Genomic DNA, 16,679 nt, shown 5'->3' with positions numbered 1-16,679 from the left:
CATCATGAAAATCGCACTTGGAGCCGACAGCGCGGGCAAGCCCCTGCTCGACGTCATCGCCGCGCATCTGGCCAATCGCCCGGACCTCGAGATCACCGATCTCAGCCAGGCGGGCTACTATGCCGATCTTGCCGCCAAGGTGGGCCAGGACGTCGTTGATCACAAGCATGATCGCGCCATCCTGTTCTGCGGCACCGGCATCGGCGTGTGCATCTCCGCCAACAAGGTACCAGGCATCCGGGCGGCCCTCACCCATGACACCTATTCGGCGGAACGGGCCGCCAAGTCGAACAACGCCCAGATCATCACCATGGGCGCGCGCGTCGTCGGTCCGGAACTGGCCAAGGCCATCGTCGATACCTGGCTGTCGTCGAATTTCGATCCTGAAGGCCCCTCGGCCGGCAACGTGCAAGCCATCGATCAGCTCGACGCCCGAAAGTGATCGACGGCCTTCGGGGAGAGACGGAAGCCTCCTGGGGCTTCCGTCTGTGATGCATCGAAAAGGGTGGGAAGCAGGCAGCCAAAGGAGAGATGATGCGCGGGAGGCAAGGGCCGTCTCCCGGCAGGTCGCCGTTGTGGCCGTCGCCTCGCGGCTTGGGTGATCCGTCATCCGGGCCGGTGCTCCATCGCGAAAAATATGAGCGGCACCGGCGATGACATTTCCGCAAGCGCGCTTAAATGCAACTGGCGTCCTGTTCCCGGCGCCGGACATTCGGTGGCCGGAAAACGGGCGTTCTTGAAACAGACAGAACGGAGGCCGGCTCGATCATGACGACGTCAACTCTCATCAATCGGCGAATAGTGCTCGCCTCCCGGCCCGTCGGCGCTCCTTCCCCTGACGATTTCCGGTTCGAGGATGCGCCCGTCGGCGAGCCTTCGGACGGGCAGCTCCTCCTGCAGGTCCTCTATCTCTCGCTCGATCCCTATATGCGCGGCCGCATGAGCGCGGCCAAATCCTATGCCAAGCCCGTGGCGATCGGCGATGTCATGGAGGGAGGCACCGTCGCCCGCGTGATACGCTCGCGCCATCCCGATTACCGGGAGGGCGATATCGTGCTCTCCCATTCCGGCTGGCAGAGCTTCGCGCTTTCCGATGGCGCGGGGTTGCGCAAGCTCGACCCCCGGGCAGCGCCGATCAGCACGGCGCTCGGCGTGCTCGGCATGCCCGGCTTCACGGCCTATGCGGGGTTGCTGACCATCGGCCAGCCCAAGCCCGGCGAGACCGTCGTCGTCGCCGCTGCGTCGGGCGCCGTCGGTTCGGTCGTCGGCCAGATCGCCCGGATCAAGGGCGCCCGCGCCGTGGGAATCGCCGGCGGTGCCGGCAAATGTGCCTTCGTGCGCGATGAGCTCGGCTTCGACGTCGTAGTCGATCATCACGCTCCCGATTTCGCCGCCCAACTGGCTGCCGCCTGCCCGGAGGGGATCGACATCTATTTCGAGAATGTCGGCGGCCGCGTATGGGATGCGGTGTTTCCGCTGCTCAACGATTTTGCGCGTATCCCCGTCTGCGGCTTGATCGCGCAGTACAATGCCGGCCCCGATGCCCCTGCCGGGCCCGACCGCCTGCCGTCGGTGATGCGGGACGTCCTGAGCAGGAGCCTTCTCATCCGTGGCTTCATCCAGCGCGAATTCGCCGACCAGCGTCCGGCCTTCTATCGCGAGGCGGCGGAATGGATCGCTTCGGGGCGCCTCCGCTACAAGGAGGATTTCGTGGACGGCCTGGACAAGGCGCCGCAAGCCTTTATCGGCCTGCTCGAGGGCCGCAATTTCGGCAAGCTCGTGGTGCGTGTCGCCCCCGAATAGCAGCGCCGCTCCCGGGTGCGCGGACGTCTCGTCCGCCTCTTCCGACCAAACAGCCGCAATGTTTTCCAGGAGCGGACGAGACGTCCGCGCATTCGGGAGAAGGTTCGCTCGTTGTATAAAATTGACTAATTCAATAGACTTTCTATATTTGGAGGTGTCGAGCAACGAGCGGGGGTTTGATGAAACGTCATATGCGGGCGGTTGTTGGTCTTCTGGCCGGCGCAGGATTGCTGATTGCCTCGGCGGCACAGGCTGAGGAGGGCAAGCTGCGCATTGCCCAGCAATTCGGCGTCGTCTACCTCACGCTCAACGTCGCGCAGGCGCAGAAACTGTTCGAAAAGCACGGCAAGGCTGCGGGCGTCGACATCGATGTCGAATTCGTCAAGCTCTCCGGCGGCGCAGCGGTGAACGATGCGCTGCTGTCGGGCAGCATCGACATTGCGGGTGCAGGGGTCGGGCCACTGTTCACGCTGTGGGATCGCACCCATGGCAAGCAGAACGTCAAGGGCGTCGCTTCGCTTGGCAATTTCCCCTATTACCTCGTCACCAACAACGCCAATGTGAAGACGATCGCCGACTTTACCGACAAGGACCGCATCGCACTGCCGGCCGTCGGCGTTTCCGTGCAGTCGCGTATCCTGCAATGGGCCTCGGCCAAGCAATGGGGCGATGCGGACTATGCCAGGCTCGACAAGATTTCGGTCGCGCTGCCGCATCCGGAGGCTGCCGCGGCTGTGATCAAGGGAGGTACCGAGATCACCGCCCATTTCGGCAACCCGCCTTTCCAGGAACAGGAACTCGCCGAAAATCCCAAGGCGCACGTCGTGCTCAAATCCTATGACGTCCAGGGCGGGCCGGCTTCTTCGACGGTACTGTACGCCACGGAGAAATTCGTCAAGGAGAGCCCCAAGACCTACAGGGCCTTCCTGGACGGTCTCGATGAAGCCGCCAAATTCGTCCGCGATAATCCCGAGGCGGCGGCCGATATCTATCTGGAGGTGGCCGGCGCCAAGACCGACCGCAATCTACTCCTCAAGATCATCAAGAATCCGGAAGTGAGCTTCAAGATCGCACCCGACAACACGCTGGGGCTTGGCCAGTTCCTGCATCGCGTCGGTGCCATCAGGAACGAGCCGAAAAGCCTGTCGGACTATTTCTTCGACGAACCGCGCATATCCGGCGGCAGCTGAGTGCTCTGTTCCAAGGACGCTACTGAGATGGGTGATCGGCACACCGCATGACGGACAGTCTTCTGCAGGGTTTTTCCAAACCGGCCTTTCCCAAGCCGGTTCTTGCCAAGCCGGTTCTTGCCAGGCCGCACGAGGCTCCACGAGCGGTGCAGGTCGTTGTCGGGGACGTCCTGCCGGCCCCCTTGCTGCAGGCGCGCTCGGTAACCTTGGAATATGCGACCCGCCATCAGGTGGTCCGGGCCACGCACAGGGTCGACCTCGATGTCTATGAAGGCGATCGTTTTGTCCTGCTGGGGCCTTCGGGCTGCGGCAAGTCCACACTGCTGAAGGCGGCGGCGGGGTTCATCAGGCCGGTCGAAGGCGAATTCGTGCTCAGGGGGCGGCCGATCCGGGGGCCGGGGCCCGACCGCATCGTCGTCTTCCAGGAGTTCGATCAGCTGCCGCCATGGAAGACGGTGCTGCAGAACGTGGTCTTCCCGCTCGTCGCTTCCGGGCGCCTGCCGCGCCACCAGGCGCAGGAACGGGCCCTGCATTATCTCGACAAGGTTGGGCTTGCCGCCTTTGCGGACGCGTTCCCGCACCAGCTCTCGGGCGGCATGAAGCAGCGCGTGGCGATTGCCAGGGCGCTCGCCATGCAGCCGGAAATTCTCCTGATGGACGAGCCTTTCGCGGCGCTCGATGCCTTGACCCGGCGCAAGATGCAGGAGGAACTCCTGCACCTGTGGGACGAGGTGCGCTTCACTCTCCTGTTCGTCACCCATTCCATCGAGGAAGCGCTGGTCGTCGGCAATCGCGTGGCGCTGCTCTCGCCGCGCCCGGGCCGGGTGCGCGCAGAGATCAACAGCCATGAATGGGACCTGGCGAGCAGTGGCGGGGCGGCTTTCCAGGCCGCAGGCCAGCGTATCCATCGCCTGCTGTTCGAGGAGGAGAGCGAAGAGGTGCGGGAGAGGGGGGAGGCGAGGATCGGCTCGGGAGGACAGGCATGAGCATGGCCGTGAACGGATCGCTCGTTCCGCCGGTCCGCGAGGAATTCGAGCGCGACCTCCCGCCCTTCGTCGAAGTGGCGCTCGAGCGCCGGCTGCCGCTGGCGACCCGCCTGTGGCGGCAGGGCTGGCTGCGCAAGAGCCTGATCCTCATTGCCCTCGCGCTCCTGTGGGAAGTTCTTGCCCGCTACCAGGACAATGACCTGCTGTTGCCGACCTTCACCGCGACCGCACGGGCCTTCATTGCCGACATGGCCAGCGGCGAGCTGCCCGAGCGGGTAAGGCTGTCTCTCCTGGTGCTCGTCCAGGGATATCTGGCCGGCATCGTGCTCGCCTTCGCCCTGACCACGCTCGCCGTCGCCACCCAACTGGGCCGGGACCTGTTGTCGACGCTGACGGCCATGTTCAACCCGCTGCCCGCCATCGCGCTGCTGCCTCTGGCGCTGCTATGGTTCGGGCTCGGTGCCGGCAGCCTGGTGTTCGTGCTGATCCATTCAGTGTTGTGGCCGCTTTCCCTCAATATCTTCGCCGGTTTCCAGGCCGTGCCCGAAACCTTGCGCATGGCGGGCCGCAACTACGGCCTCAGGGGCGTGCGCTACGTCTTTCAGATCCTGGTGCCAGCAGCCTTGCCGGCCATCCTCTCGGGGCTGAAGATCGGCTGGGCCTTTGCGTGGCGGACCCTGATCGCGGCCGAGCTGGTGTTCGGCGCCTCGTCCGGCAAGGGCGGGCTCGGCTGGTTCATCTTTCAAAACCGCAACGAGCTCTACACCGACCGTGTCTTCGCCGGCCTCGCTCTCGTGATTCTGATCGGGCTCGTCATGGAGAATGTGGTGTTCGCGACGCTGGAAAGGATCACAATCCGCCGCTGGGGGCAGGTGCGCTGATCGTGGCTCGCCTGCCCGGAACCGCGTCCTCGACCGGCGGCAGCCCGTGAGGATATCAGGAATGCTTACGGAAAGACCGACCATGTCGAGGATCAACGCACGCCACGCCGGCAACCATCGTGGCTTCGCAGCCGCGGGCAATGGCGGGCCGAAGCCATGAGCGGGACCAGCGAATATCTGTGGTACATCCCCAATGACGTCAGGGCCGGCCATCGCGGCGACGCGGCCACCGCGGATCACAACAGCCTGGAGACACTGACCAGCCATGCCCGCGCCCTGGAAGACCATGGCTGGAAGGGCGCTCTGATCGGTACCGGCTGGGGCCGGCCCGATACCTTCACCCTCGCCACGGCCCTTGCCGTGCGGACTTCCACCTTCGAGCCGCTGATCGCCATCCGGCCTGGCTATTGGCAGCCGGCCCAGTTCGCCTCCGCCGCTGCGACGCTCGATCAGCTGAGCGGCGGCCGCGTGCGCGTGAACGTCGTGTCGGGCCTGGACAATCTGGCAGCCTATGGCGATGCCGAGGGAGAACAGGCGCATCGCTATGCCCGTACCCGAGAATTCATGCGCCTGGTGCGCAGGCTCTGGACTGAAGAGAACGTCACCTTCGAAGGCGAGCATTTCCGGGTTTCCGGCTCCACTGTGGCGCCGCGCCTTTCCCCGCGTGGCGGGCGGAGGCATCCCAGGCTCTATTTCGGCGGCGCCTCGGAGGCGGCGGAACGCGTGTCCGCGACCGAGGCCGACGTTCAGCTTTTCTGGGGCGAGCCGCTTGGCGGCGTGCGCGAGCGGATCGAACGCCTCAAGGCCTTGAGCAAGGCGCTGGACCGGGATCTTCCGCCCCTGGAGTTCGGTCTGCGGATCACCACGCTGGTCCGCGACACGAGGGAACAGGCCTGGGCCGATGCCGAGGCGAAGGTTGCCGAGATGGCCAGGACCAATGGCGCTGGCTGGCAGGACCATCGCCAGGCCGTCGCCGAGGGCCAGCGCCGGCTGTTGGATCTCTCCTCGCGCGGCGACGTGCTCGACGACAATCTCTATACCGCCCCCGGCAAGTTCGGCGGAGGCGGCGCCGGTACCACCTGGCTGGTCGGCTCGGCCGCCGACGTCGCCAATTCGCTGCGCAAATACCGCGAGCTCGGCATCGGGCATTTCGTGCTTTCCGATACGCCTTACCTCTCCGAGATCAAGCGCCAGGGCGAACAATTGCTGCCGCTGCTGCGCGATTGATGCCGGCACCGGGCAGCTAGAACAACCTGATCTGACCGACATCGGCATCGGCGTCGAGGTCGGTTATCAGCATGTGGCCCGGCGTATTGGTGATGAACATCTCCGGCGTCGAGCATTTCAGCACGCTCTGCGCCGTCAGGCCGGAAGCCCAGAAGACGGGAATCTCGTCGGGATGGACATCGACGGCATCGCCCCAGTCGGGGCTGTCGAGGTCGTCAATGCCGATCTCCGCGGGATCGCCGACATGCACCGGCGAACCATGGGCGTGCGGAAAACGCGCCGTCATGGCGCGAGCCCTGTCGACGAGATCCTTCCGGATCGGCCGCATCGAGACGACCATGTAGCCGCCGAACACGCCCACGCTCTGGGTACGGATGGAAGAGCGATAGAGGGGCACGTTCTGGCTCATGGCGACATGGCGGACCTCGATCCGGTTCTGCCGGAGCATGTGCTCGAAGCTGAACGTGCCGCCGAGGGCGAAGGCGACCAGATCGTCGCGCCACAGGCTGATGATGTCGGTCCTGCTCCAGGTCTGCGGGCCGGCATGGAAAACGTCATATTGCGGCAGGTCGGTGCGCACGTCGATTTCGCCGAGAGTTGGCAGGCTGGGATCTCCGGCCCGATTGACGCCCACCAGGGGCAGCGACTTGGGGTTTCGCATGCAATAGTCCAGGAAGTCGTCGGCAAGGCCGTTCGGCAGGATGATGACGTCTGCCTGCAGCTTGCCATCCGCCAGGCCGGCGGTGTGGCCGCGATAATGGCCGAGCCTGATCGCCTCGCGCAGGCTGGTCGCGCCGACCATGCGGAATTCTTCGTACCTCGTCGCGATATGTGGACGTCCCATTGATTTCTGTGGCCCCCAGCTTGTCGCAGGAGTAGAGAAATCCTGGGCAAGCTATTAGAATTATTATATTTTTTTGGTTCTTCGATGGTTGGAACGGCTCTTTGTTGTTCGGCTGCCGGCCCGAGCGCTCGCACATGTTCCTTATGACCGGGCAGTTTGTTTCGGCTTTTGCGACCATCGCTACCTCGCTCCACCGACAAGCGCCTTGAGGTCGCTTACCCCCTGGTTCAGGAAGGCGAGGTCGCCGGTCATGTAGTGGATGAGGAAGGCGGCGTAGAGCACCGAGACGAGGCTGAAGACGAGGGTCTTCACCACCAGCGACAGGGCGAAAATATTGAGGTGCGGCGAGGCGCGAGCGAGGAAGGCGAGCACGACGTCCGAAAGCAGCAGGCTGACGATCAGCGGTGCCACCAGTGTCAGTGCCATGCCGAGAATTCGCGTCAGCAAGGTCAGCAGGATGGCGCCGGCATCGCGACTGAAGATCGGCGAGAGGCTGTCGATCGCCCAGAGCGCATAGCTGTCGTACAGCGCACTCAAGGTGTGATGGAGGCCGCCGGCGGCCAGATAGATACCCACCATGACGATCATCAGAAGCGTGCCGGTGGCGCTCGTCTCATGGGTCATCATCGGATCGATCAGCGTGCCCATGGTCGAGCCGCGCTGCAGGTCGACGATGTTGCCGGCAGCCTCCGCCGCCCAGAAGGGTATGCCGAGCACGAAGCCGAGCAAAGCGCCGATCACCACTTCCTTGAGCATCAGCATGAGCATCATGGGCGCGTCGACATGGCCGCGCCCGGCAATGTCGACGGTCATCGGGATGACCGGCAGCGCCAGCGCCAGAGCCACGCCGGTGCGCAGGATCCCTGCGAGCCGGGTACGGGAAAACAGCGGCATCAGCGCGACCAGGCCGACGATGCGCGCCGTGGCCAGGGCACTGGCCAGGACCAGGGTTTCCAGCCCCTTGAGGGATGCAAACAGGTTTTCCATCACTGGCGCGTCACGACGGGAAACTCGTCCATGACCTTGGAAGCCTCATTGGCGATCTGGTAGCCGAGGAGCGGACCGACCAGCAGGATGACGACGAGGACCACGACCAGCTTGACGGTCTGCGGCAGGCTCTGGTCCTGGATCTGGGTCAGCGCCTGGGCAAAGCCGATGAGCAGGCCGACGACCAGCGCCGCCACGATGGCAGGCCCCGAGAGGATCAGTACCATCCACAGGGCGCTCTGGACCTTGGCAAGAATGAAATCATTGGCCATCGGGCGGTCCTTGCGGTGCAACCGTCAATTGTAGCTGAGGATCAGGCCGTGCATCAGGCGCGACCAGCCGTCGATCGCCACGAACAGCAGTAGTTTCAGCGGAATGGATATCAGCGTCGGCGAGACCATGATCATGCCCAACGTCATCAGCACGTTGGCGACCACCACATCGATGATGAGGAAGGGCAGATAGAGCAGGAAGCCGATCTCGAAGGCCCGCGTCAGTTCGGAGGCGACGAAGGCCGGTACCAGGATCTGCAGGTCGTCATCCCTGACTTCCGCTCGTGCCTGTTCCGGCCACAGCCGCTTGGTGCCGTCCAGGAAGAACTGGCGTTCCTGGGGCTGGGTGTAGCGCAGCAGATGCTGCTTGAGCGGTTCGCGCGCCAACTCGGCCGTGCGCGTCAGGTCCTGCGTGGTCTGGAACTGGATGTTCTCCTGCTGCAACCGTCCCGAGATTTCACCGATCAGGGGCGTCGTCACATAGACCGTCAGCACCAGGGCGATGCCGTAGATCACCAGGTTGGGCGGTGTCTGCTGGACTCCGAGCGCATTGCGGATAAGGAAGAGGACGACGGAGATCTTCAGGAAACCGGTCATGGTCACCACGGCCAGCGGCAGGATGCCGACCAGGCCGACCGCGACGAGAAGGCCGAGAAGATTGGGCGAGCCCTCAAGCATCGGCCGCCATGCGAACGATACGCACTCCCATGCCGTCGCCGACCTTCACGATCTCTCCGCGACCGATGCGCTTGCCATTGGCCACGAGATCGACGGCGGGCTCGGAAAGCTCGGGAAGCGGCACGATGGACCCGGCAGCGAGCCGGCTGACCTCGCGCAAAGGCATCGTCATGCGGGCGAGTTCGAAGACGAGCGTCACCGGCAAATCCTCCAGGCCCGTGTCGTCAGGCTGTCCGCTTGCCGATTGTGGTTCATCCATGATCCATCCCCATCTCGTTTTGCTGATCGGCATTGGCGCCGAAACAAGTCTGCCGCTTTGTCCGATCGGTTCCGCCAGTGCTGCCCGACGCCCGGCCAGCACCACCAGGACCGTTTGCGCGCCGCGGGTCCAGCCATCGGTCATGACGATGTCGCCTGGCTGCAGGGAACGCAGCTCCCCTACGGAAAGGCTGGTCGCAGCCCACCAGAGGCTGACGGGCAGGGGCAATTCGAGCCGGTGGGCGGCAGGCCTGCCCGATGCGGCGTCAAGGATGCGGCCGATCTTGGTAGCGAGCGCTGCGTCCGCCTGCAGAAGGCAGATGCTCTCGGCCTGGCCGGTGGGCCGGAGCCCAAACCGGAAGGGCATCTCGGGCCGGCCGTCGAGCGATGTGGCCGCAATCAGTTCGATCGCTCCGTCCAGCTGCTGTTCCAGCCAGGCGATCTCGTCGCGCAGGAAGGATTCCAGGAGCAGGGCAGCATGTGCAGGAGCCGGCGGCCCGGCGGTGACGCCGGGATTGGCCCGCGCCAGCCAGCGCTCGAACAGTGCAGGCGTGAGACAAAGCCGGCCCGTTGCCGCGCCGACCTTGAAGTCGATGACGGTGGTCGCGCCCGGAGCCATCACCGGCTGCCACAGGGCAGAAAGCAGGAACTCCTCGCCAGCAAGACGGATCTTCACCGGCGGACGATTGCGATAGAAGGCATTGAGCGCCGCGGCATCGGCAGGGGCGATCGCTTGCAGGCGTGCCGCTGAGACCGTGGCTTCGGCCGCAGGGCGCTGTCGCGTTTTTCCAAGTGCCGCTAGTCTCTGATGCATGCGAAAATCACGCTCTTCCTGGCTTGAGCCTTGACGCGGCCGCGAGGCTCGCTTCCTCCTCGATCGTCATTTCCTCGATCGCTTCCAGCCGGCGCGCGCTGCGCGATCTCATCTCGTCGGCGAGACGGGACAGTTTCTCGACAGCTTTGCGCCGGACGTGATGGTCCTCGCGTGTGCGCGCCAGCTTTCGCTGTTGCCCGGCTTCTGCCTGCCTTGCCTCTTCCGTCGCCTGCCGCAGTTGCTCCACTTCGCTGGCGGTAAGCTGGAAGCGCCCGCGCAACGCCAGGAGGTCCTGGGCCGACAGCGGCCGGCCCATCAGATCGGCGAACGAGGTTCGTTCGTCGGCCGCAGCCCGTTCGAGGCGGGTGGTGAGCGCGGTGGCCGCCGATCGCGCCTGGTCCTGCGCTTCGCGGGCCAGGCGCTGCTGACGGGCAACCGCTTCCAGGGCGCGTCGCTCGCGCAGGCTGCGGATCTTGTGAAGCTGGGACATGACCGCCTGCTTAGCCATGAACGATGTCCCGCAAGCGTTCGGCGGTGTGCTCCATGGTTTCCTGCTGGTCGGAGGGCTGGCGCAGGAAGGCGTTGATCCGGTCGATCTTGGCGACGGCTTCGTCGGCGACGGCATCGCTGCCTTTCTGGTATTCGCCGATGCGCACCAACAGTTCCACCTCGGCGTGGCGCGACATCAGCTCGCGTATATGCGTCGCGTCGGCCCGGTGCTGTTGCGAGACCACCGCATTCATCAGGCGGCTTCTGCTGCGCAGGATGTCGATCGCCGGGAAATGGTCGCGGCGGGCCAGATCGCTCGACAGGAAGACATGGCCGTCGAGCAGGGCCTGCAACTCCTCGGCCACCGGGTCGAGCGTGCCATCGCCTTCGAGCAACACGCTGTAGAGGCCGGTGATGGTGCCGGTCTGGCCCGGGCCGGCTCGTTCGAGCAGGCGCGGCAGCGCCGCGAACAGCGAGGGCGGAAAGCCGCGCCGCGTCGGCGGTTCGCCCGAAGCCAGGCCGATTTCGCGTTGGGCGCGGGCGAAGCGGGTGATGTTGTCCATCGCCAGCAGGACGTGCTGGCCTCGGTCGCGGAAATATTCGGCGATGGTGGTCGCGACGAAGGCGGCCTTGACGCGTTCGATGGCCGGCCGGTCGGAGGTCGCGGCGACGATGATGGTGCGCGCCATGCCTTCGGGGCCCAGCGCATGCTCGACGAATTCGCGCACCTCGCGGCCGCGCTCACCCACCAGCGCGACCACGGCCACATCCGCGTCGGTGCCGCGCACGATATTGGCGAGCAGGGTCGATTTGCCGATGCCCGGCTCACCGAACAGGCCGATGCGCTGGCCGCGGGCGCAGGTAAGCATGCCGTCGAGTGCGCGGATGCCGAGCTGGATCGGCTCGCTGATCAACCCCCGGGAGAGCGGTGAAGGAGGAAAGGCGTGCACGGGCCGCTGATCCTCGATCGCGTCGCCATCGAGTGGCCGGCCATCGAGCGGTTCGCCAAGGGCGCTCACCACGCGGCCGAGCAAGCCCGGTCCGACGCCGATCTGCAGCTGGGCGGCGACGGGTATCACTTCGGTCAGGCTCGACAGGCCGGCGAGGTCGTCGAGCGGAACCAGCACGGCAGAGCCGTCGGCAATGCCGACGACCTCGGCCCTGACGCGGCGGCCCGTCTTCGGATCGACGAGGTCGCAGATCTCGCCGAGCCGTGCCTCTTCCACCGTGGCATGGATGATGACGCCGACGACTTCGCGTACCCGCCCGCTGCGGCCCCGCTGGTTTTCCTCCCGCAGCCGCTTGCCGAGGCGCGGGACGATATTGGCGAGCCGCGCGTCGATGTCGATGGAGGCCTCGGTCATGACGCCGCCTTTCTCGTCGATCCGAGCGCAGCGGCGATGGCATCGAGCTGGGTGCCGATCCCGGCATCGATCACGGCGGCCTCACTCGCCACGATGCAGGCATCACGCGCGAGGGCAGGGTCGGTCTCGACCTCGATGGGGAAGCCGAATTGGCGCTCCCGTGCGAGTGCGCCCAATTCCTCGCGAACCCTGTCATGCGCGTCGGGGTGAACGGTGAGCCTGAGATATTTGGCCTGCCTCACCTCGGCGACGGCCTGGCGGGCGATCCTGGCGACGAGTTCGTCGAGGTCGAAGCTGCCGAGAAGGCGCCGGGCGACTTCCAGCACCAGGTCGCCGACCTGGTTTTCAACGCCCTCGAAATAGCGGTCGAGCTTGGCCGTCGTCTCGGTGACGAGGCGCGCTGCCTCGCGCTTGCCTTCGACAAGCCCGTCCTCATAGCCCTGCGCATATTCGGCCGCATAGGCCCGCCGGCCTGCCTCGCGCAGGCGTTCGGCGTCCTGCCGTGCGGTTTCCAGAAAGCCGTAGCCGTCCTGCCAGGCCCTTGCCTCCGTCGCGCGCAGGATGCGCCCTGTCGGGCGCTTGGGTCGATCGGCCAGGGGGCCTGTGTCCTGCCCTGCCATAGCCTACCTCGAACCCGCGGCCCGCCGCACGATCGGCGGGCCCAATTGCGCGAAAGGCGCCGGTGCGATGTCGTCGAGCTCCGGGCTGGGAGGCAGCTTCAGGCGGACCCGCGCCCCGACACCCGCCGGCATGATGCTGCACCAGGCGCCGAGGCAGCGCCAGCCATCGGCTGCAACCCGCCCCGCCAGATCGGCGATCGGCTCGAGGTCCTGTTCGGGACCGGCGAGGTCGCGGTTGAGCACCGCGAATTCGCACAGCGCTTCGCCGAGTTGCGCATGCAGCGCCGTCGTCGTCTCGCGACGGATCACGCCGGCGAAGGCGGTGGCCCAGTAGATCGCGCCGGCTTTCAGCGCGATATCGGCCAGCCGGTCCGCATCGCAGAGCGCGATGGCCCGGTCGCCCGCCTCGACCTGCGGCTCCTGAGGAGAAAAACCGTAATGCTCGCCGATCAGGCTTGAAAGCCTTGTCTCCAGCCGATCGGCGGTGAGCAGATGTGCGCAGGCCTCGTCACCCAGCGTGCCGCCGAAACAGGGAGCCAGGCGGGGGGCGATCGCATGAAGGGCCGGCTTGTGCAGAAAGGACTGCCAGGCGTCGGCCGCGTCGGTCTTGCCGGTCATGGCGCCCTCTTCACGGCGCGAAGGGGAGGAGCGCTGTCGAGGGCGTAGACATCGCGCCGCCGCCGCCAGTGAAGATAGGCCAGGCTCCCGGCAAGGAGCACGACCACGGCGACCAGCCCGTAGATGATCCACATGGCACGTGCGAGGTCGTCGGGATGCAGCCAGATGCCCATGAAGTTCGTGAGGCCGGGCTCACTCGTCGCCGGCTCGACAGGGGTCGCGACCGGCACGAGGATGACCGAAACATTGTCATAGGTCAGCCCGGCGACGCCGTTGGCGATCAGCATCTTCACCTGCGGCACCAGTTCCTTCATGTCGACCGAGGTGCGATGGCGGATGAAGACCGATGCCGAGGATGGCACCAGCTGCTGCTTGAGCGGATCGTTCTCCGGCAGGACGAGATGCACGCGGGCGGACAGGACGCCGTCGATGTCGGAGATGGTTTGCGAGAGTTCCTGGCTGAGGCCGTAGATCATCGCCGCGCGTTCTTCCACCGGGGAGGAGACGAGCCCGTCGCGCTTGAACACCTGGCCCAGGGTCGCGAATTTCTCCTTCGGCAGGCCGATCGCGTCGAGCACGGACATGGCTTCGGCAAAACGCGCCTTGTCGACCAGGACGGTCACCGTGCCTTCCTTTTCGATCTGGCGCTGGGCGGGAATGCCCTTGCGCACCAGGGCGGCGACCACTTCGTTGCCCTGGCGCTGGCTGAGGCCGGTATAGAGTTCCACCGTGCAGGCCTGCAGGAACAGCACGCCGACAAGAGCAAAGACGGTGCCGAACCGGCGCAGCCAGGCCGGCAACCGATGCATCGATACTGGCCTCACAGAGCCCCCGCCACGCACTATTGCTGTTTGATCAGCGTGTTGACCGAGCCGGTGGCGGCCGTCACGCTGTTGATGGCGACGGAGACATTGGCTGCCGCCCACATGAAGGAAATGGCGCGATCCAGCGTCATATCCGCGTTCGGCTGGCCCGGCGGCCCTTCATTGCCGGCCGCTACATTGCCGCTCCCTTCGCCGGCCGGCGGGGCAGAACCCGCCTGAGGCCCGTTCTTGGCGAAGGCCGACTGGGCCTGCTGCACCACCCCTTCGAGCGAGTGGAGGGCACCGCCGACGAGAGCGGCGGGATCATTGGGCTGCCCGGTTCTGCCGACGCTCTTTTCCATCTCCACGAGATAGTCGAAGAGCTGATGCTCGACATTCGCCTGTGGCTGGGTCGGCTGGAACTGGGTGGGTGCCGCCGAAACCGCGCCTATGGCAGCGTCTGCAAGCTGCATGTTCAATCCTCATCGATCGCCGATTGGGGGACCTGCCTGCTGGGCCCAGCTCACCCTTCCTCGTTGCGGGCCTGCTGCATGCCCTCCAGAGCCCGGTCGCCCTGTTGCTGGGCCATGCTCACGGCAAAGTTGGCGAGGGTTTCTTCCATCTGCTTCTGGAGGGCCGCCTCCTGGCTTTCCTTGCTCGGGTCGGGCTGATTGGTCGGGCTGATACCGTTGCTCTCGATCTTCATTTGCTCTCTCCTGGATGCTTGGCGGCAGGCGGGGTCTCGACCTCGGCGCGCCGGCCTCGGAAAACACGCACGGGCACGACATTCTCGGCCGAGCCGTCGACTTCGCGCGCCCGCGTTGGGCCGGACGGCTCGGTCAGCACGCCGAGCGCCTTGCGGACGGCGTCGATATAGGCGGGTGGGCCGGAAACCGAGACGACCCGCTCGTTCTGGGCGATCTTGATGGGGTAGCGTGCATCGGCGACGCCGAGTTCCCGCAGCCGGCCAGGGATGCCGGGCAGGGTGGCTGCGTCGACCTTGAACATGTCGGTACGCATTTCGGCTTCGGTCGCCACGGCCAGGCTAGAGCCATCATAATACCAGACCAGTCCGTAGCGGTCGCAGACCCATTGCAGGAACTCGCGCGCCGTTCCCATCGGCATACCGGCACTCAGGCGACCCTTCACGCCGTCGCTGAGCTTGACCGGGACATGGATGTTGCGGCCGAACTCAGTCAAGGCGTCGCGTACCGACTGGTCGATGGTGATGTATCTGTAGGGACCGGCGGGCCAGTCAGGTTCGGCTGCGCGCGCGGGTAAAACAGCCACGCACAGGCAAAATCCGACTGCGAAGCCGAGAATGACGGGAGAGCGACGACGCGTCCCCATGGCCATCCTGCTGGTCTCAAATTCCATGCCCCTTACCTGTGCAACGACGCATTCGCTCTTCGAGCGTGAGTCCCGTGCGGCATGATTTGCCTGCCAAACCGTGCCGCACATTATCGTGATCGTCGCTGAAATGAAAGTCCAATTGGATTATAGAGCCATAGACAAGTGCCAAATGCTTCAGATTCGTGTTGCGGCTGGAGGTACGTTGTTACGGTTTTCGAACGGGGCGGCGCGCAGGGGAGAGCAGGGGAAATGACGGTTGAAGCAAGGCGTCGTCCTGCGTGCCGCCGGCTGCGTGGCAAACCCATGATCCTGCGAGCCGCCTTGCTGCGCAGAGCCACGATGGCTGTCGCCATCGCCGGCATCGTGTCATTGTCGATGATGGGTATCGCCGCGGCCCAGGCTGGCGGCTACGATCCGCGTACATGGGTCTATGACGGCGAGCAGGACGTGGTCATCGCGCCTTCGGACAATCCGGGGGACGTCGTTGACGAGCCTGCCCCAGGGGACACTCGCCAGCCGGCGACGAGGCGCACGCCGCCGATCGCGCGTGAAGTCGTGGCCTTCGCCGAACCCCATCCCAAGGGGTCGATCATCGTCGACACGGGCGAACGCCGCCTCTACTACGTTCTCGGTGATGGCAAGGCACTCAAATATGCCATCGGGGTCGGGCGCGAGGGCTTTTCCTGGTCGGGTCGGGACCGCATTCTCGACAAGAAGGAATGGCCTGATTGGCGTCCGCCTGCCGAAATGCGGGAAAGAGAGGCCGCGCAGGGCCATTACCTGCCGGTGCGATTGGCCGGTGGACCCAACAACCCGCTCGGTGCGCGCGCGCTCTATATCGGCAACACGCTCTATCGCATCCACGGCACGAACGCGCCCTGGACTGTCGGCACGGCCAATTCTTCGGGCTGCATCCGCATGACGAACGATGACGTGATTGATCTCTATCAACGCGCCTCGATTGGCGCCGAGGTCGTCGTGCGTTAGCAGGAGGTACGAAAATACTGATAAATTCTTGTAGAAATTGCCGGTAGGCGCATGCCGCAACCGTTCCGGGTGCTGCGCCGGCCTGCCGAACCGGGGCTGGCGTCTAGAACGAGCCTATCGGCCGCTTCGGGCGAGAAACACTCTTACCTGGCCGTGCCCTTCTGTAACCAATTGTTCTTGCACGATTTTTTGAATCGCCTGGCCTTTGGGCTTCCCGGGGATGGCCGCACCGGAAGAATCAGGTCTTTTTGCCGGCAGCCCAGAATGCCGCGATCACCCCGATAGCGATGAAGATCATCATCGCGAAAAACACCTGGGCGATCTGGAAATTCAGGGAATCCTTGGCCACGAAAAGGGCGGCGACGGGCGCCGCCACGAACAGCAACAATCGAATGATCAGGCCCATCTGTGCCCCCATGGCTCGCTTCGAAGCTGGGGCAGAGTGGACCTGTCACCGGTGCCCTGCATTGACTTGAATCAAGGCAAGATCGGACTGCCGCGGGCG

At 65.1% G+C, this 16,679-nt stretch carries 21 protein-coding genes; 7 read left to right on the top strand and 14 right to left on the bottom strand.

Annotated elements, in window-relative coordinates:
- Positions 1–4: 4 nt before the first annotated feature.
- The 6 genes from BA190_RS00355 (at position 5) to BA190_RS00330 (ending at position 6,087) form a co-directional block, all read left to right on the top strand.
- Positions 5–442, top strand: a complete 438-nt coding sequence (locus tag BA190_RS00355) for an RpiB/LacA/LacB family sugar-phosphate isomerase (RefSeq protein ID WP_068281428.1) — start codon at positions 5–7, stop codon at positions 440–442.
- Between the two features lie 326 nt (positions 443–768).
- A complete protein-coding gene (locus BA190_RS00350; protein ID WP_068281427.1) occupies positions 769–1,803 on the top strand; it encodes an NADP-dependent oxidoreductase in 1,035 nt (344 codons plus the stop codon).
- Positions 1,804–1,994: 191 nt separating this feature from the next.
- Positions 1,995–2,993: an ABC transporter substrate-binding protein gene (locus tag BA190_RS00345; RefSeq protein ID WP_245314498.1), complete on the top strand. Its 999-nt coding sequence runs from the start codon at positions 1,995–1,997 to the stop codon at positions 2,991–2,993.
- A gap of 47 nt (positions 2,994–3,040) precedes the next feature.
- Positions 3,041–3,979, top strand: a complete 939-nt coding sequence (locus BA190_RS00340; protein ID WP_082979349.1) for an ABC transporter ATP-binding protein — start codon at positions 3,041–3,043, stop codon at positions 3,977–3,979.
- The gene (locus BA190_RS00335) at positions 3,976–4,860 is read left to right on the top strand and encodes an ABC transporter permease (RefSeq protein ID WP_068281425.1); all 885 of its coding nucleotides are present in this window, start codon (positions 3,976–3,978) and stop codon (positions 4,858–4,860) included. The genes BA190_RS00340 and BA190_RS00335 overlap by 4 nt, the downstream gene beginning before the upstream one ends.
- Before the next feature lie 156 nt (positions 4,861–5,016).
- Positions 5,017–6,087, top strand: coding sequence for an LLM class flavin-dependent oxidoreductase (locus tag BA190_RS00330; protein WP_068281424.1), 1,071 nt, complete (start codon positions 5,017–5,019; stop codon positions 6,085–6,087).
- A 16-nt stretch (positions 6,088–6,103) separates the two neighbouring features.
- Here the strand turns inward: BA190_RS00330 and BA190_RS00325 are convergent, their stop codons facing one another.
- The 13 genes from BA190_RS00325 to BA190_RS00265 form a co-directional block, all read right to left on the bottom strand.
- Positions 6,104–6,889: a putative hydro-lyase gene (locus BA190_RS00325; RefSeq protein WP_156771303.1), complete on the bottom strand. Its 786-nt coding sequence runs from the start codon at positions 6,887–6,889 to the stop codon at positions 6,104–6,106.
- Between the two features lie 222 nt (positions 6,890–7,111).
- Positions 7,112–7,918: a type III secretion system export apparatus subunit SctT gene (gene sctT / locus BA190_RS00320; protein WP_068281422.1), complete on the bottom strand. Its 807-nt coding sequence runs from the start codon at positions 7,916–7,918 to the stop codon at positions 7,112–7,114.
- Positions 7,918–8,190, bottom strand: coding sequence for an EscS/YscS/HrcS family type III secretion system export apparatus protein (locus BA190_RS00315; protein WP_068281421.1), 273 nt, complete (start codon positions 8,188–8,190; stop codon positions 7,918–7,920). The genes sctT and BA190_RS00315 overlap by 1 nt, the downstream gene beginning before the upstream one ends.
- 24 nt (positions 8,191–8,214) lie before the next feature.
- Positions 8,215–8,868: a type III secretion system export apparatus subunit SctR gene (gene sctR / locus BA190_RS00310; RefSeq protein WP_068281420.1), complete on the bottom strand. Its 654-nt coding sequence runs from the start codon at positions 8,866–8,868 to the stop codon at positions 8,215–8,217.
- Positions 8,861–9,940, bottom strand: coding sequence for a type III secretion system cytoplasmic ring protein SctQ (sctQ, locus tag BA190_RS00305; RefSeq protein ID WP_068281419.1), 1,080 nt, complete (start codon positions 9,938–9,940; stop codon positions 8,861–8,863). The genes sctR and sctQ overlap by 8 nt, the downstream gene beginning before the upstream one ends.
- Before the next feature lie 7 nt (positions 9,941–9,947).
- Positions 9,948–10,430: a YscO family type III secretion system apparatus protein gene (locus BA190_RS00300; protein ID WP_245314464.1), complete on the bottom strand. Its 483-nt coding sequence runs from the start codon at positions 10,428–10,430 to the stop codon at positions 9,948–9,950.
- A gap of 10 nt (positions 10,431–10,440) precedes the next feature.
- Complete coding sequence (locus BA190_RS00295) at positions 10,441–11,793, bottom strand: FliI/YscN family ATPase (protein WP_068281417.1); 1,353 nt, start codon at positions 11,791–11,793, stop codon at positions 10,441–10,443.
- The gene (gene sctL, locus BA190_RS00290; protein WP_068281416.1) at positions 11,790–12,413 is read right to left on the bottom strand and encodes a type III secretion system stator protein SctL; all 624 of its coding nucleotides are present in this window, start codon (positions 12,411–12,413) and stop codon (positions 11,790–11,792) included. The genes BA190_RS00295 and sctL overlap by 4 nt, the downstream gene beginning before the upstream one ends.
- A gap of 3 nt (positions 12,414–12,416) precedes the next feature.
- A complete protein-coding gene (locus BA190_RS00285) occupies positions 12,417–13,031 on the bottom strand; it encodes a hypothetical protein (protein WP_068281415.1) in 615 nt (204 codons plus the stop codon).
- Complete coding sequence (sctJ, locus tag BA190_RS00280) at positions 13,028–13,840, bottom strand: type III secretion system inner membrane ring lipoprotein SctJ (RefSeq protein WP_068281414.1); 813 nt, start codon at positions 13,838–13,840, stop codon at positions 13,028–13,030. Before sctJ ends, BA190_RS00285 begins: the two co-directional genes overlap by 4 nt.
- 32 nt (positions 13,841–13,872) lie before the next feature.
- On the bottom strand, positions 13,873–14,307 hold the full coding sequence (locus BA190_RS00275) for a hypothetical protein (RefSeq protein WP_068281413.1): 435 nt from the start codon (positions 14,305–14,307) through the stop codon (positions 13,873–13,875).
- Between the two features lie 50 nt (positions 14,308–14,357).
- Positions 14,358–14,540, bottom strand: coding sequence for a hypothetical protein (locus BA190_RS00270; RefSeq protein WP_068281412.1), 183 nt, complete (start codon positions 14,538–14,540; stop codon positions 14,358–14,360).
- The gene (locus tag BA190_RS00265) at positions 14,537–15,211 is read right to left on the bottom strand and encodes a type III secretion protein (protein ID WP_156771302.1); all 675 of its coding nucleotides are present in this window, start codon (positions 15,209–15,211) and stop codon (positions 14,537–14,539) included. The genes BA190_RS00270 and BA190_RS00265 overlap by 4 nt, the downstream gene beginning before the upstream one ends.
- A 279-nt stretch (positions 15,212–15,490) precedes the next feature.
- On the opposite strand from BA190_RS00265, the gene BA190_RS00260 reads away from it, so the two are divergent.
- Positions 15,491–16,174 (top strand): L,D-transpeptidase, encoded by a 684-nt coding sequence (locus tag BA190_RS00260; protein ID WP_068281411.1) that lies wholly within the window; start codon positions 15,491–15,493, stop codon positions 16,172–16,174.
- Positions 16,175–16,412: 238 nt separating this feature from the next.
- On the opposite strand, the gene BA190_RS00255 is transcribed toward BA190_RS00260, so the two are convergent.
- A complete protein-coding gene (locus BA190_RS00255) occupies positions 16,413–16,592 on the bottom strand; it encodes a hypothetical protein (protein WP_068281410.1) in 180 nt (59 codons plus the stop codon).
- Between the last annotated feature and the right edge of the window lie 87 nt (positions 16,593–16,679).

The organism is Labrys sp. WJW (assembly GCF_001676615.1).
In the GTDB taxonomy this organism is placed as follows: Bacteria; Pseudomonadota; Alphaproteobacteria; order Rhizobiales; family Labraceae; genus Labrys; species Labrys sedimenti.
The sequence above is the reverse complement of the archived record's forward strand: the minus strand, read 5'-3'. Positions and strand labels throughout refer to the sequence as shown.